Genomic DNA, 15072 nt, shown 5'->3' on the forward strand with positions numbered 1-15072 from the left:
GGCGTGCGGAACATAGCAGGGGCGCCGCGCGAATCGGGGCGGCACCCCACTTAAGTTTACGGGCGCTTCAGCAGCACCTGATCGATCAGCCCGTACGCCTTCGCGTCCTCGCTCGACATGAAGTTATCACGGTCGGTGTCGCGCGCGATGCGCTCGACGTCCTGGCCCGTGTGCTGCGCGAGCAACTGGTTCAGCCGCTCCTTCAGGTAGAGGATTTCGCGCGCCTGGATCTCGATGTCGGATGCCTGGCCGCGTGCGCCGCCGAGCGGCTGGTGGATCATCACGCGCGAGTTCGGCAGCGCGAAGCGCTTGCCCTTCGCACCCGACGCGAGCAGGAACGCGCCCATGCTGGCCGCGAGGCCCATGCACAGCGTCGACACGTCCGGCTTGATGAACTGCATCGTGTCGTAGATCGCCATGCCGGCCGACACCGACCCGCCCGGGCTGTTGATGTACAGGCTGATGTCCTTGTCGGGATTCTCGCTCTCGAGAAACAGCAACTGCGCGACCACGAGGTTCGCGGTCTGGTCGTTCACTTCGCCGACCATGAACACCAGGCGCTCCTTCAGGAGACGCGAGTAGATATCGTACGAACGCTCGCCGCGGCCGCTCGTTTCGACGACGATCGGCACCAGCCCCAGTGCTTGCGCCTCGAAACCCTGCGGCGCGTTCGAAGCAAGCATGTCCAGCAATTCAGCGCGAGTGATCATTCAATGAACCTTGTTCGAATGGAAAATTGAACGGAGGGAAGTCGCCCGCTCAATCGCCATATTAATGGCAACCGTGCGCTTGACGTAAAAACGGCGTGCAGGCCGTCGCTCCGACAGCCGGCACGCCGCTAGAGCGACACTTACGCTTGCGCCGATGCGCTCGCGAGTGCCTCGAAGCTCACTTCCTTGTCCGTCACCTTTGCCTTGCCCAGCACGAAATCGACGACGTTGCTTTCAACGACGAACGCTTCCATCTCGGCGAGGCGCTGCTGGTTCGAATAATACCAGCGGACCACTTCCTTCGGGTCTTCGTAGCTCTTCGCGAACTCGTCGACTTCCGCGCGGATCTGTTCCGGCTTCGCTTCGAGGCTGTTCGACTTCACGAGCTCGGCCAGCACGAGGCCCAGCTTCACGCGACGCTCGGCCTGCTCGGCGAACATCTCGGCCGGGATCGGTGCGTCCTTCGCGTTCGGCACGCCGCGCTGCGCCAGATCCTGGCGAGCCATTTCGACGAGACGTTGCTGATCCTGCTCGATCAGCGCCTTCGGCACGTCGAGTTCGGAAATCTTCAGCAGCGCATCCATCACCTGGTTCTTGACGATCGACTGCGTGCGGCGCTTCGCTTCGCGCTCGAGGTTTTCCTTGATCTCGCCGCGCATCTTCGTGAGGTCGCCGTCTTCGATGCCGAGCGACTTCGCGAATTCGCCGTCGATTTCCGGCAGGTGCGGCCACTCGATCTTCTTCATCGTGACCGTGAATTGCGCGGTCTTGCCTGCGACGTCGGCACCGTGGTAATCGTCCGGGAACTTCAGGTCGAACGTGCGCGCTTCGCCGGCCTTCAGGCCCAGCGCAGCGGTTTCGAATTCCGGCAGCATGCGGCCTTCGCCGAGCACGAACGGGAAGTCTTCGGCCGTGCCGCCCTGGAACGCGACGTCGTCGATCTTGCCGACGAAGTCGACCGTCACGCGGTCGCCGTTCTTGGCTGCGGTGTCCGCGCCGCCGTCGCCGTGCTCGCCGGCTTCGCCGCGTGCATGGAAGTGCACGCGCTGCTTGCGCAGGATGTCCAGCGTGCGGTCGATTTCGGCGTCGCCGATCGACGTCGTCGAGCGCTCGACTTCAGCCGTCGCCAGATCGCCGATCTTCACTTCCGGGTAGACCTCGAACGTCGCGTCGAACGCGTACGCATCTTCGGCTTGCTCCTGCTTCGGCTCGAAGCTCGGCTGGCCGGCGACGCGCAGGTTTTCCGCGCGGCTGATCGTGAAGAATTCCTGGCCGATCTTGTCGCTCAGCACTTCCGCCTCGACCTGACCCGCGTATTGTTGCGCGACCATCTTCAGCGGCACCTTGCCCGGGCGGAAACCCGGCATGCGCACGTTCTTCGCGAGTTTCTGGATACGGGCGTCGATTTCCTTCTGCACCGTGTCTTTCGGCAGGGAAATCGTCACGCGGCGTTCAAGCTTGCCGAGGTTCTCAACAACGTTAGCCATGGCTTCAATCGTCCTAAAATTATTCGAGCGAATCGGGTTTTCCTTGCCGTGCCTGCCTGCGGCGCTACTGCGACACGCATACACGCCGCGCCGGAGCGCCACGCCATCCCTGCACGCGCCGGATGGCTAGCGCAAGCGGCTCGGAGCACGGCTTTGGCCGGAAGAATCGACTATTCTAGCAAACAATTTTCCTCGCACCGCCAGTTCGGCACGACACGCATGCGTCTCCGCCGTGTCGACAGCCCCTTGCACGGCAATGCGCGCGGATCGCCGCTATGCCGAACGCCGTATCCACCACGGGCCCGCCATCCTGTAAGCTCCGATTGAGGGTGCCCCGTCGTCGCGCCCCATTAATTCTTCACACCAATCACGCCTTCCGGAGACACCATGCCGCAACACCCGTCCGCGCCTGTCGTCGTCATCGCGCCCGATTCGTTCAAAGGCTCGCTTTCCGCCGAGCAGGTCGCGGACGCGATCGCCACCGGCATCCGCCGCGCCCGCCCCGACGCGGTCGTGCGCTGCTGCCCGATGGCCGACGGCGGCGAAGGCACGCTCGACGCGATGCTGGCAGGCGGCGGCACGCGGCGCTCGCTGCGGGTGGCCGGCGCGTCGCTCGCGGCACGCGACGCGGCGGTCGGCGTGATCGACGCGCGCACCGCGATCGTCGAGACGGCCGAGGTCGTCGGCATTACGGACCCGGTCGGCATGAGCGTACCGGTCGACGCGCGCAGCACGCGCGGGATGGGCGAGGCGATCCGCGCGCTGCTCGACGACGGCGTGCGCCGCTTCTTCGTCGCGCTCGGCGGCAGCAGCACCAACGACGCGGGCGCCGGGCTGCTCGCGGGCCTCGGCCTGCAATGCTTCGACGCGGGCGGCCAGCCGGTCGAGCCCGTGCCGTCGCGGCTCGCCGACATCGCGCGCATCGATGCGTCGGGGCTCGACCCGCGCCTGAAGGAAACGGAATTCGTCGGCATGTCCGACGTCGACAACCCGCTGACGGGCGCGCACGGCGCGACCGCCGTGTTCGGCCCGCAAAAGGGCGTGACGCCCGCGCAGGTTGCGACCCTCGACGCTGCGCTCGGCCATTTCGCCGACCTGCTCGAGGCCGCGCTCGATCGGCGCGCTCGCGACCTGCCCGGTGCCGGCGCCGCTGGCGGCCTCGGTTTCGCGCTGCACATGCTCGGCGCGCAGTTCGAAGCCGGCGCCGAAGTCGTCGCGCGGCAGGTCGGGCTCGATGCGGCGCTCGCCGGCGCCGACTGGCTGATCACCGGCGAAGGCCGCTCCGACGTGCAGACGCTGCACGGCAAGGCGCCGTTCATCGCGTGCCGGCACGCGCAGGCCGCCGGCGTGCCCGCGTCGCTGCTGTCCGGCGCGGTCGATCCGGCCGCGCTGCCGCGCCTGTCCGAACATTTTTCCGGCTGCTTCTCGCCGGCTCCCGGGCCGATCACGCTCGACGTCGCGATCCGCGACGCGGCGAACCTGCTCGCGAACGAAGCGGAGCAATTGACGCGCCTGAAATACGGCGCACACTGACCGTTGACCCGAGCGCGCGATACAGGAACAATCGGGCCCGCCCTTTTTCTTCAGGATTCGACATGAAAGGCCGTCAAGCCGGGCTCGATCAGTTTCTGACCTATCGCCTCCACGTGCTCACGAAGCGATCCGACCGCGGGATCGGCGAGGTGTACCGGCACAAGCTCGACATCTCGCTGCCCGAAGCGCGCGTGATCGCCGCCGTCGGCGCGTTCGGTCCGTTCTCGATCATGGATCTCGCGCGCCACACCAATCTCGACAAGAGCCAGGCGAGCCGCGCGGCCGAAGCGCTGCTGCGCCAGGGGCTGCTCGAGCGCAGCGCGAGCGACGAGGATGGCCGGATCGTGCTGATCGCGCTGACCGCCGACGGCCGCGCGCTGCATCGCAAGATCATGCCGATCGTGCGCAAGTGGAACGACGGGTTGCTCGCGTGCCTGTCCGACAGCGAACGCCAGACGTTCGAGCGGCTGCTCGACAAGGTCGTCGCGCACGCAACCGAGCGGGACGACTGAGCCGCGTGACGGGCCCGGCGTCGCCGGACGGCCGAGCCCTGCCGGAAGCATTCATCTGACAAATTCGACAGGCCGGCCCGTTTTGCATCAGGCGGCGGCACCCCGCAAGGTTCGCGCTGTGCCGCGTGGCACGCGAGCGCGAATCCAGCCGTCACACACGCGTTACAGGCCGCTGTTCGCCGCACGCTGGCGCAACAGCCCGAGTACGGCGTCGCAATACGGGGTCGGCACATCGAGCTTGCGCCCGAGTTCCGGAAACACGCCGAGGATCGGCCCGATCTCGAGCGAGCGCCCCGCTTCGAAATCCTGCAGCATCGACGTCTTGAACGCGCCGAGCTTGCGCGTGACCGCGATCCGCTCGGGCCCGCTCATCCCCGTCGTCAGGCCGAGCTTCGCGCCGATCGCGGTGGCCTCCTCCATCATCCGCAGCGCGAGATCCTGCGTGAACGGATCATCGAGCAACTGCTCGGCCGTCGACCCCGTCAGCGCGCTCAGCGGATTCATGTTCATGTTGCCCCACAGCTTCGTCCAGATCTCGGTCCGGATCGCGGGCGTCGACTCGACGTCGAACCCGCCCGCCGCGAGCGCCGCGGCGAAGCGCGCGGTGGCCGTGTCGAGCCGCGAATCGGGCGCGCCCACGATCAGCCGGTTGCCGCGCCCGCGACGCACGATGCCCGGCGCGTCGGTGCTCGACGACAGGTGCACGACGCAGCCGATCGCCTGCGCAGGCGGCAGCGCCGCCGACACCGCGCCGGCCGGATCGACCGCGTCGAGCGGCACGCCGTCGACCGGCCCTTCGAGCCCGTGCGTGAACCACCAAGGCAACCCGTTCATCGCCGCGACGATCACGGTATCGGGCCCGACCAGCGGCGCAATGCGCTCGGCGAGCGCCGGCAGCGCCTGCGCCTTCAGCGCGATCACCACGTAGTCCTGCACGCCGAGCGCGGCCGCGTCGTCGCTCGCGCGCACCGGCACCGACGACGTGACGCCCGCCTCGTCGATCACGCGCACGCCGTGCGTGTTCAGCGCGTCGAGCGTCGCGCCGCGTGCGTACGCGCTCACGGTCATGCCGGCCCGCGACAGCGCAGCCGCGAGCAATCCGCCGATCGCGCCGACTCCGACCACCGCCGCGCGCACCGACCCTGAATTCGTGTCGTTCATGATGGAATTCCGTCTCCTGGGAGCTGACGAGCATAACGCTCAATGGTTGCGGGCACAACCATTCTCGCGGCAGCTTGCGACGCGCGCGTTCGCGCGGCTCAGACTCAACGCGACTCGCCGCCCGCTTCCACCGGTTCGTCGTCGGCCGCGCCGCCCGTCGCACCGAGCACGCCCGCGATCTGGCTCTTGTCGTGCATGCCGAGCTTGCGGTACGCGCAGCGCAGGTAGTGGCGTACGGTCGTCGGCGAGATCGCCATCTGTTGCGCGACTTCCTTGTGCGAACGGCCGGCGCCGTAATAACGGATCGCCGCGAGTTCGCGCGGGCTCAACCGGTCGAGCAGCGAGCGCGGCCGCGCCTCGATCTGGAACAGGCCCGCGACAGGCACGCACTGGATGCGCAGCGCGTCGCCGACGAACGGCTGGCCCGACTGGCGCCGCAGGTGCGCGACGAGCGGTGCCGGCACGCGCGTGCCGGCCCACGCCGGCCATTCGGCGCGCAGCACGTCGTCGAAACCGTGATCGGCGTGATGGAGCACGCCGAAGTTGTCGCACAGCGCGCGCGCCGCCGGGGCCACCGCATCGCCACGCTCGCGCGTGAGCTGCGCGGCGCGATTGATCGTCAGCGCAGCCGCGAGATGCGGAATCACCTCCTCGAAACGGCGCGCATCGTCGTCGCTGAACGGGCGATTCAGGCCCTGGCGGTAGATCGACATGAACGTCGTCAGGCCGAAGCGGCGATCGAGCGTACACACGCACATCAGTTGCGCGAGCCCGTACTTCACGCACCAGTCGCGAAACCGCGCATCGAGCCCCGGCTCGACGACCGACAGCCGCACCGCGCGTCCGTGCGCGCCGCGCAGCGTACGGTGCGCGAGCGGGTCGCAGTCGCGCACGCGCTTCCAGTCGCTGAAGAACGCGTGCGGCAGGCGGTACAGGAAGCTGTTGTGCATCACGGGGCCGGTGGACGCATGTGTCGCGACTCCCGTCCATGCGGCATCGAACGGCACGAGCGCCTGCAGCAATGAAAAGAAGCGGTATTCGAATTCGCCGATGCCGGACTGCGCGGCGACTGCGTAGAGGTCGAGCAGCATCAGCCCGAGTTCCCGCTGCGCTGCGTCGCCGCGCGCGACGCCGTCGAAATCGGCGCGACGCGAAGGCAGCGGCGGCCACGCGAATTCGTCGAGCACGATGGCGGCCGGCACGTCGCGCAGCGCGTCGAGATCCTGCCCGGTATCCGTCGTGATCCTCACCTTCCGCTCCCCTGCCCGATCGGGCCGCTGATGCACGCAACGCAGACGGCCGATTATAGCCAGCGGCTTTTTTGGCGGGCCACGGTGCCGAAACCGGCGGCAACCCCATCCATTTGAACGGTGCGCGGCACGTTGCTGCTCCGCAGCACGGCGCGCCGCGGCATCGCACTGCGTCCATGCCGTGCACCGCGGGTTTTCCGCAGCGTTCATCTGCACGACTGTTCGAAGGTTTTCCCGCTGCGGACACTGCGTCGCGACAACACCAACGACAAACCGATGCAGGACGGTATGGAGAACTCCACGTGACGAAATCCCGCTTCATCCGCACGGCCGCGGCCGCCGCGACGTTCGCCGTGTGCAGCGTCGCCGCGCACGCGCAGTCGACCCTCACGCTGTACGGCGCGCTCGACGCCGGCGTGAAATACCTGACGCACGCCGACGGGCGCCGTTCGGCCGTGCAGTTGCAGAACTACGGCATCCTGCCGTCGCAGATCGGGCTGAAGGGCAACGAGGATCTGGGCGGCGGCTGGCGTGCGCTGTTCAAGCTCGAACAGGGCCTCAACGTCAACGACGGCACCGCGACCGCGCCCGGCTACGCGTTCTTTCGCGGCGCGTACGCAGGCATCGCGGGGCCCGTCGGCACCGTCACGCTCGGCCGGCAGTTCAGCGTGCTGTTCGACAAGACGCTGTTCTACGACCCGCTCTGGTACGCGTCGTACAGCGGCCAGGGCGTGCTCGTGCCGATGAACGCGAACTTCATCGACCACTCGGTCAAATACCAGTCGCCGACGTTCGCCGGCTTCGATGTCGAGGCGCTCGCCGCGACGACCGGCGTCGCCGGCAATACGCGTGCCGGACGCGTGCTCGAACTCGGCGGCCAGTACACGAGCAACGGCCTGTCGGTCAGCGCGGTGCTGCATCAGGCGCACGGCGACGTGTCGGCGGCCGACGACACGTCGGCGCGCCGCCGCGAACTCGGCACGCTCGCCGCGCGTTATGCGTTCGCGACACTGCCGCTCACCGTCTACGCCGGCGTCGAGCGCCTGACGGGCGACCTCGACGCGGCGCGCACGATCGTCTGGGGCGGCGCGCGCTACGTGAGCCCGAACGGCATCGGCCTGAACGCGGGCGTCTACCACACCGACTCGCACACGCCGGCGATCGGCCATCCGACGCTGTTCATCGCAAGTACCACGTACGCGCTGTCGAAACGCACCGTCGCGTACGTGAACCTCGGCTATGCGCGCAACAGCGGCCAGAGTTCGCAGACCGTCTACGAATACGACCCGACGCCGCTCGCCGGCGCGTCGCAGTTCGGCGCGATGGTCGGCATGTACCACCTGTTCTGATTCCTCCAACGAGATCCCGCCATGAAAACCCTGTCTCCGGATGCCGCACTCTCGACCGACGGCTGCGCGCCGACGTTCGCGCGGTCGACGCTCGCCGCGCTCGTCGTGTTCGCGGCCATCACGCCGCTGCTGCTGCTCGTGGCGCCGGCCGTCGCCGGCCAGCTCGCCGCGCAACTCGGGCTATCTGCGTCGCAGATCGGCACTCACTTCTTCGTCGAACTCGGCGCGTTCAGCCTCGCGACCGTGCCGTCGTACCTGTGGCTCGGCCGCGTCGACGCGCGTCGCGTCGCCGGATGCGCGATCGCGCTGTTCGGTGCGGGCAACCTGCTGACCGCGCTGTGGATGCCGGGCTTCGCCGCGCTGCTCGCGCTGCGTGCCGTCACCGCGCTCGGCGGCGGCTCGCTGATGGTGCTCTGCATGACGAGCGCGGCGACGAGCACGAACAGCGATCGCGTGTACGGGCTGTGGGTGGTCGGCCAGTTGATCGCGGGCGCGATCGGCCTGTTCGTGCTGCCGCATGTGTTCGCCGCGTTCGGGTTGCGCGCGCTGTACATCGCGCTCGCCGCGCTCGCGCTGCTCGCGGCACCGCTGTCGCGTGGTTTTCCGGCGTCGCTCGGCACGCGAGCGACACCTGCGCAAACCGCGCGCGGTGCGGCGACGCATACGCCGCGAAGCTTCGTTGTGCTCGCAATCGGCGCGGTGCTGACGTTCTATCTCGCAATCGGCAGCGTGTGGACGTTCGCGAGCCGCTCGGCAGCCGAGGCCGGGCTCGATCCGCAGTCGACCGGCAACGTGCTCGCGATCGCGAGCGTGATGGGCATCGCCGGCGCGGCGCTCGCGTCGTGCGCCGGCGGCCGGCTCGCGCGACGCGCGATGCTGGCCGCGGGCTACGCGCTGCTCGCGGCCTCGCTCGTCGCGCTCGCTGCGATGCGGCACGCGGGCGGCTACAGCGCAGCGATCTTCGCGTTCAAGTTCGCGTGGACCTTCGTGCTGCCGTTCATCCTCGCGACCGTCGCGCAGATCGACACGTCGGGCCGCCTCGTCGCGACGCTCAATTTCGTGATCGGCGCCGGCCTCGCGGCCGGCCCGCTGCTCGCCGGGCTGATGCTCGACGCCGGCGGCACGATGCGCGCGCTGTTCGCGGCCGCGACGGCCGTCGCAATTGTCTCGTTCGCCGCGCTGCGCTATCTCGATCGCCGCGCACGCGCTTCCGTTTCCTCCCAACCGTGACAGGTCACGCACATCCATGAATCGAACTGCCTTCTTCACCGACGAACGCACTTTCTGGCACACCGGCGGCACGCACGCGCTGTTCTTCCCGGTCGGCGGGTGGGTCCAGCCGCCGTCGAGTGCGGGCTACGCGGAATCGCCCGATTCGAAGCGCCGCTTCCTGTCGCTCGTGCAGGCGTCGGGCCTTGCCGCGCAACTCGACCTGCGGGGCGCCGAGCCGGCCTCGACCGCCGACCTGCTGCGCATTCACCCGGCGCACTATCTCGACGCGTTCCGCGCACTCAGCGACGCGAACGGCGGCGACCTCGGCGATCTCGCGCCGTTCGGCAAGGGCAGCTACGAGATCGCCGCGCTGTCGGTCGGCCTCGCGATCGCGGCGGTCGACTCGGTCGTCGGCGAGCGCGCGGCCAATGCGTTCTCGCTGTCGCGGCCGCCCGGCCATCACTGCCTGCGCGACCGCCCGATGGGCTTCTGCATGCTGGCGAACATCCCGATCGCGATCGAGGCCGCGCGCGCGAAACACGGCATCGAACGCGTCGCGGTAATCGACTGGGACGTGCATCACGGCAACGGTACGCAGTCGATCTACTACGACGATCCGGACACGCTGACGATCTCGCTGCACCAGGACCGCTGCTTCCCGCCCGGCTACAGCGGCGCGGACGATCGCGGCGAGGGCGCGGGTGTCGGCGCGAACCTGAACGTGCCGCTGCTCGCGGGCAGCGGCGACGACGCGTATCGCTACGCGTTCGAGCGGATCGTGCTGCCGGCGCTGGAGCGCTTCCGGCCCGAACTGATCGTCGTCGCGAGCGGCCTCGATGCAAGCGCGGTCGATCCGCTCGCGCGCATGCAGCTGCATACCGACAGCTACCGGTTCATGACGCATGCGGTGAAGGATGCCGCGCAGCGCCATTGCGGCGGCCGGCTCGTGATCGTTCATGAAGGCGGGTATTCGGAAGCGTACGTGCCGTTCTGCGGGCTCGCGATCGTCGAGGCGCTGGCCGGCATTCGCACCGACGTCGCCGATCCGATGCTCGACCTCGCGATCGCGCAGCAGCCGGGCGAGCGGTTCATCGCGTTCCAGCGCGGACTGCTCGACGAACTGGCTGCGTCGTTCGGGTTGTAGCTTGTAACGCTCGGGAATGAACATGACGGGGCCGGCATGCGCCGGCCCTTGCGCGATCCGTGCGGATGGGGTTTCCTGTGCTTTTACCCCTGTTCCGGCCCGAAGCCGCACTCCTCCGATGAAATCGTCCCCGCGCGACAACAACGACAATGCCAAAACGCGCCGCCAGCCTTCGAAGCTGGTCCTGAACATCGTCGCCGTCGCGGTCGGCCTGATCACGTTCGCGATCGGCGCGGCGTGGGTGATCTATAGCTGGATCGTCGATCGCGAAGCGCAATATTTCGCGATCCCGCTGGTGTTCTCGGTGCCGGTGATCGTGGCGGTCGCGATCCGGAGCTTCTGGGAGTAGGCGCGCCAGAAACGACCAAGCGCCGCGGTCGGGCGACGCGCGGCGCTTGATATCCGGCTTGTTTCAGTCGAAGCGGCGATTCCCAAGGTTCGCTTGCGAGCCGGTCACAGGCCGGGGCGCGGGCACGGATTGGGGGCTGCGCCCTGATACCCGCCGGCGACGGCGCCCAGCGCGGCACCGGCCAGCGACGTGCCGAGCGCTTTCAGCACGGTTTCCGTCGAGATCTGTTCGCCGCTCGACATCACCCGCCCCGAGTAGGCGGAGCACGCCGACGACGATGCGGCCGTCTGTACTGGCCTGGCGCTCCACGCAACGTTGTCGGCAGGCGTAGCGGCAAATGCCGGCGTGGCCAGCAGCAGCGCCAGAACGGAAATCGACATGCGTGCGGTGTTCTTCATCGGTGGCCCCTCGGGTTCTGTGCCGTGTGTTGGAATATTGGTGCCGATATTACACGCGGCCGAATGTCCACGTGCACTCGTACGGGCCCGCATGCCGCGGAAGGAACGGGCGGAAACGAAAAAGCGCTGCGGTCAGCCGACCGGCAGCGCTTTTTCGGGAACGTCACCCTGACGGGTGCGCGTCCGACTTCTGGTGCGTAAGGCCGGACTCCATGACCATTATTCAGAAACGATCTCGTGAGGTTTTGCGCAATAAATGCGTAGCCCTCAAAGAAATGGTTCCGGTCGCCCCCAAGCCGGCTTCTGCAACAACCTGACAGCACCAGTGGCTAGCGATCCCTGTCGTTCGAAAATCGATCAAGCTGCGCCTTCGATGCCCTATCCTCTATCGCGAACGTGTTGTGGACATCCTCCAGACTACGCCCCCGAGTTTCGACTCCGTAGCGAACCAGCAGTATTGCGGCCACGATTAGCGGCACTGTCACCAGTATTGGTGAAGCCAACAATTGATCGAGCCCCGCCCCTCCCAAAGCTCCCAGGCAAGCACCGAGGACGCCACCGAGTTTGGAACTGGCCGCAATCAAGCCCGTGCCCGTGCCACGCGAATACGTCGGATAAACTTCAGCGGCATAGGGGATAAGCATCGCGATGACGCCGGTCGAACCCATTAACATGGCTGCGGTGACTAATGCTATCGCCATCGTTGATCGCACGTGCGCGAGACCTAGCAAGAAAAACATCAGCAGTGCCGCTGCGGTAAGCACGATGAACAGGACCAACGAATTGATACTGCTCCAACGATAGTAGAGCCAAATTGCAATCGCAGTGCCGGGAAGCGCTAGCAATGCAGAGTTGGTGAGGAGCCATCTGCTCACGACAGGATCCATACCCATGCTATCCAAATTGGTCGGCAACCAAAGCAGAAAGCCAAAATTGACAATGCCCCAAGCTATACCACAGAGAATTAGACACCAAGTGATGGTCGCATGGCTGCCGAGCAACAGCTGCACGCGACTGCTCGTTGGGAGCTCGCCACCATTTGCGAAAGCCGCAGGTGATTCAGGAGGCAGGCTCGCTTGAGCACATGCGAAGCGGCCACTTACAGCGCGAATCTCACTTTCAAACCCTGCCGCCGCAAGAAAGCGTGGCGATTCCGGGATATAGCGCCCCAAGAACACGATCAATAGTCCGGTCGGCAAACCCAGCAGCCAGAGCGCACGCCAACTGAATTCAGGCACAAGCAACGCGGCCGATCCCGCCGCCAGCAGATACCCCCCCGACGTGCCAATCGCACCCAGCGCAACCAACATCCAGCCGCGGTGTGCGGTCGGAACGGATTCGGCAATCACCGTAAACGCAATCGGCAATAGACCGCCTGCCGACATGCCCATCAGAAAGCACATCGCCAAGTTCCACTCGAAAGTTGGCATTGCGCCGCAGATTGAGGTCCCGATAAACAACAACGCCGAGAGCAGAATCGACGAGCGTCGGCCAAAGACGTCGGCTAGCCACCCCCACACAATTGAGCCAATAGTGGTACCCGCGAGAGCGAACAATGCCAGAACGCTAACGCTAGCCTTGCTGATTTCGTACTCGCGCATCATGCCTGGAACCACGAAACCAAGTGTCGCTGGCTTAAGCACGTCGACGACAAGCGCGATAATCAGAACCGCGAAAAGCTTCCAGTGCGCGTTATTTAGCCGCGTGTGGTCGGCGATATAGAACTTTGCCGGCTTGTCAGTTGGCAGCTCCCGGCGCGTATTCGCAACGCGCGGCGTCAGGCCGTAACCCGAGAGCAACGTGCCGAGCAAGATGAGCGCCATCCCGCCAAGCATCGTGGCATCCATTTCCATACCAACCATCTGGTAGCCGTTGTGCCTGCCCATCAAGAACATCGGCATATGCGCGAGCACACCACTACTAATGGCGGCGCAGCCTGTCCAGAAGGCAATCGGATGGTGAAAATCAAAGCTCCGTGCTTTCATCGCGATGTTCCATATTACGTTTTTGATATTAAGAAACGTCGGCACTTGTTTTGGCAATTCGTTGATTAAGTGACCTTGGTCGTTCGATTCAGCGCCCCCAAGAGTTTCCGATGCCGCATCTCCGGACGCGTCGAATCACTAGTCGTAGTGGAATACGAAATCGATCCATTTTGACTTTAGGCGGCGCACAGTCTATTCGTGGAGCACCGCGCAGATCCCGCCGGGGTCTCACGTCTGCTTACGGAAACAAGCAGTGAAGCGCGAAGAGCGGTACATCACTTTCGAATCCATTCGACGCGACCTTCATGCGAGGACAGCTTGGTCATGACAATGGGCGAAAGCGTCGCAACCCGATGGCCGCCAAAACGTGGCATAGCACATAGAGTACCCCTTCGAGGAGCAGTACTCTTTTTGGCATCGTCGGGAGCGATCGCAGGACACTCTTCACGGTGTCAGGCTTCGCTCCCGGGCCACTGAGGCGGAACATGCCAGGGCACAAGAATGAAAAATTAACTTTGTACCAGAGACGCACATCAGTAAAAAATAGCGCCCATTGTCGAGGGCGCACACCGATTTTTTTCGCAACCTTTGAAATGTAAGAATAATAATCAATAATGTGACCGACGCGATCAAAATCTGCCGGGAAAATTCTCCGAGCTGATTCCTGCTGGAGTCGTATATCCGTCACCATGGCCTCCCGACTCGGAAATCGAATTCGACCGCTAAGCAAAAGACCGAGATACCTGCTTTGCAATTCCGCGGCAACCGGAACAGTTCCAACACCCGGCCGTACAAAACCAACGAATGCTAGCTTGTCGATGTAATCCGGCAGAAACATGTACTCGTAGAGCTCATTGGACGAGGGAATGTGCTCTCTTATTTCGGCGGGCAAGAATTCAAGTCGACCTTTGTAGCCCGTACAACATACGATAATATCTGCATGTACGACAGAACCATCGCTGAAATGAACCTGATTGCCATCGAGATCGGCAATCTCCGGCATTATTTCTACTGCTCCGGCGAGATGAGCACGAATAAATCCACAACTTTTCGTTGTAGTACGTCGGAAAGGGCCGAGATTGTCGGCGCCAAACAGCTCGCCATTCAAATAGTCCGCCCGATCCTGGATTGCGACATCCTCCCGCGAGCAAATGCTGTTGCGCTCGATTCTCCGCTTGTATTTCAAAAAGAACGATAAGCAGCTTTCGTCGATATTTTTTGGCAAGCAATGGTAAATTCGCGAGGTGTCTAGATCCGTTGGACGACCATCGTGGTAGCGCGGGATTAGATACCCAGGGCGACGCCGAATTGAAACGATGCTTCTCGCAGAAACCTCGGACGACATATAGCACAGATCCGAGCCTGATTCGCCCATGCCAACAAATACCACATTTAGTCCCGCCAGCTCTTTGGGATCCTTGATATCATCGCTGTGAACGACCCTACCAAGAAAACGGTGTTGATTTTTAAATGTGACAGGATTTGGCTTTCCATTCGCGCCGCTACATACCACAATATAATCAAATACCTGGGTGTGTGATGCGTGACCATTCGAGAATGTGACTTGCCATTCTGAATTCAGAAGCGAGACATTCGTAACACGACTCCCACACCTGATGCAATCGATGAGATCATTTGACTTGGCGTAACGTTCGAGGTAGCCCACATATTCTTCGGCTGTCCACATACGTAAATCATCAACGCACTCCTCCGCCAGAAAGTCGCTAAATGAAATAAGAAGCGGGTTATTGACGAGAGTGAGGCCTTTATATGATCGGGAAAAGGCGCCGCCGATGGTACTCGCCTCCTCGAGGATCGCAACCGTTGCGCGAGGATTGTTCTCTTTTATTTCCTTAGCTGCGCATAGCCCCGATGGCCCAGCACCAATCACACAGATTTTCATTGGATCGATTCTCCATGGAAGCAAGAAGCTGTAGTGCGAGAGACGACATCAATTGGCGTGTAGTTGTCAGTCGATATCC

Annotated in this window: 13 protein-coding genes; 6 read left to right on the forward strand and 7 right to left on the reverse strand. The window is 64.4% G+C overall.

Features of this window, described 5'->3' with window-relative positions; all coding sequences use genetic code 11:
- Positions 1-56: 56 nt before the first annotated feature.
- Both clpP and tig read right to left on the reverse strand, forming a co-directional pair.
- Complete coding sequence (gene clpP, locus LXM88_RS15250; protein ID WP_010092137.1) at positions 57-710, reverse strand: ATP-dependent Clp endopeptidase proteolytic subunit ClpP; 654 nt, start codon at positions 708-710, stop codon at positions 57-59.
- Positions 711-850: 140 nt separating this feature from the next.
- Positions 851-2197, reverse strand: a complete 1347-nt coding sequence (gene tig / locus LXM88_RS15255; protein ID WP_262532751.1) for a trigger factor — start codon at positions 2195-2197, stop codon at positions 851-853.
- Positions 2198-2584: 387 nt separating this feature from the next.
- Between tig and LXM88_RS15260 the strand changes: the two genes are divergently transcribed.
- Together LXM88_RS15260 and LXM88_RS15265 are read left to right on the forward strand one after the other, a co-directional pair.
- The gene (locus LXM88_RS15260) at positions 2585-3730 is read left to right on the forward strand and encodes a glycerate kinase (RefSeq protein ID WP_262532752.1); all 1146 of its coding nucleotides are present in this window, start codon (positions 2585-2587) and stop codon (positions 3728-3730) included.
- 62 nt (positions 3731-3792) lie between these two features.
- Complete coding sequence (locus tag LXM88_RS15265; RefSeq protein WP_262532754.1) at positions 3793-4242, forward strand: MarR family winged helix-turn-helix transcriptional regulator; 450 nt, start codon at positions 3793-3795, stop codon at positions 4240-4242.
- A 162-nt stretch (positions 4243-4404) separates the two neighbouring features.
- Here the strand turns inward: LXM88_RS15265 and LXM88_RS15270 are convergent, their stop codons facing one another.
- On the reverse strand, positions 4405-5403 hold the full coding sequence (locus tag LXM88_RS15270; RefSeq protein WP_262532756.1) for a 2-dehydropantoate 2-reductase: 999 nt from the start codon (positions 5401-5403) through the stop codon (positions 4405-4407).
- Between the two features lie 104 nt (positions 5404-5507).
- On the reverse strand, positions 5508-6653 hold the full coding sequence (locus LXM88_RS15275) for a helix-turn-helix transcriptional regulator (RefSeq protein WP_262532758.1): 1146 nt from the start codon (positions 6651-6653) through the stop codon (positions 5508-5510).
- A gap of 302 nt (positions 6654-6955) precedes the next feature.
- Between LXM88_RS15275 and LXM88_RS15280 the strand changes: the two genes are divergently transcribed.
- The 4 genes from LXM88_RS15280 (at position 6956) to LXM88_RS15295 (ending at position 10707) form a co-directional block, all read left to right on the forward strand.
- The gene (locus tag LXM88_RS15280; RefSeq protein ID WP_262532760.1) at positions 6956-8002 is read left to right on the forward strand and encodes a porin; all 1047 of its coding nucleotides are present in this window, start codon (positions 6956-6958) and stop codon (positions 8000-8002) included.
- A 21-nt stretch (positions 8003-8023) separates the two neighbouring features.
- Complete coding sequence (locus tag LXM88_RS15285; RefSeq protein ID WP_262532762.1) at positions 8024-9232, forward strand: MFS transporter; 1209 nt, start codon at positions 8024-8026, stop codon at positions 9230-9232.
- 16 nt (positions 9233-9248) lie between these two features.
- Positions 9249-10358: a class II histone deacetylase gene (locus tag LXM88_RS15290; RefSeq protein ID WP_262532764.1), complete on the forward strand. Its 1110-nt coding sequence runs from the start codon at positions 9249-9251 to the stop codon at positions 10356-10358.
- Between the two features lie 118 nt (positions 10359-10476).
- On the forward strand, positions 10477-10707 hold the full coding sequence (locus LXM88_RS15295; RefSeq protein ID WP_262532766.1) for a hypothetical protein: 231 nt from the start codon (positions 10477-10479) through the stop codon (positions 10705-10707).
- 104 nt (positions 10708-10811) lie between these two features.
- Here LXM88_RS15295 and LXM88_RS15300 read toward each other — a convergent pair whose 3' ends face one another.
- The 3 genes from LXM88_RS15300 to LXM88_RS15310 all read right to left on the reverse strand — a co-directional run bounded on the left by LXM88_RS15300 (position 10812) and on the right by LXM88_RS15310 (position 14993).
- Complete coding sequence (locus tag LXM88_RS15300; protein WP_318654678.1) at positions 10812-11105, reverse strand: hypothetical protein; 294 nt, start codon at positions 11103-11105, stop codon at positions 10812-10814.
- A 329-nt stretch (positions 11106-11434) separates the two neighbouring features.
- Positions 11435-13135, reverse strand: coding sequence for an MFS transporter (locus tag LXM88_RS15305; protein ID WP_262532770.1), 1701 nt, complete (start codon positions 13133-13135; stop codon positions 11435-11437).
- A gap of 277 nt (positions 13136-13412) precedes the next feature.
- The gene (locus tag LXM88_RS15310; RefSeq protein WP_262532772.1) at positions 13413-14993 is read right to left on the reverse strand and encodes a flavin-containing monooxygenase; all 1581 of its coding nucleotides are present in this window, start codon (positions 14991-14993) and stop codon (positions 13413-13415) included.
- Positions 14994-15072 lie beyond the last annotated feature (79 nt).

Source organism: Burkholderia sp. S-53 (assembly GCF_025560745.1).
GTDB lineage: Bacteria > Pseudomonadota > Gammaproteobacteria > Burkholderiales > Burkholderiaceae > Burkholderia > Burkholderia pyrrocinia.

What these genes read in the sequence shown, in the direction of transcription:
- clpP (WP_010092137.1), bottom strand. Translation starts at nt 710, where the DNA reads ATGATCACTCGCGCTGAATTGCTGGACATGCTTGCTTCGAACGCGCCG.
- tig (WP_262532751.1), bottom strand. Translation starts at nt 2,197, where the DNA reads ATGGCTAACGTTGTTGAGAACCTCGGCAAGCTTGAACGCCGCGTGACG.
- LXM88_RS15260 (WP_262532752.1), top strand. Translation starts at nt 2,585, where the DNA reads ATGCCGCAACACCCGTCCGCGCCTGTCGTCGTCATCGCGCCCGATTCG.
- LXM88_RS15265 (WP_262532754.1), top strand. Translation starts at nt 3,793, where the DNA reads ATGAAAGGCCGTCAAGCCGGGCTCGATCAGTTTCTGACCTATCGCCTC.
- LXM88_RS15270 (WP_262532756.1), bottom strand. Translation starts at nt 5,403, where the DNA reads ATGAACGACACGAATTCAGGGTCGGTGCGCGCGGCGGTGGTCGGAGTC.
- LXM88_RS15285 (WP_262532762.1), top strand. Translation starts at nt 8,024, where the DNA reads ATGAAAACCCTGTCTCCGGATGCCGCACTCTCGACCGACGGCTGCGCG.
- LXM88_RS15290 (WP_262532764.1), top strand. Translation starts at nt 9,249, where the DNA reads ATGAATCGAACTGCCTTCTTCACCGACGAACGCACTTTCTGGCACACC.
- LXM88_RS15295 (WP_262532766.1), top strand. Translation starts at nt 10,477, where the DNA reads ATGAAATCGTCCCCGCGCGACAACAACGACAATGCCAAAACGCGCCGC.
- LXM88_RS15300 (WP_318654678.1), bottom strand. Translation starts at nt 11,105, where the DNA reads ATGAAGAACACCGCACGCATGTCGATTTCCGTTCTGGCGCTGCTGCTG.
- LXM88_RS15310 (WP_262532772.1), bottom strand. Translation starts at nt 14,993, where the DNA reads ATGAAAATCTGTGTGATTGGTGCTGGGCCATCGGGGCTATGCGCAGCT.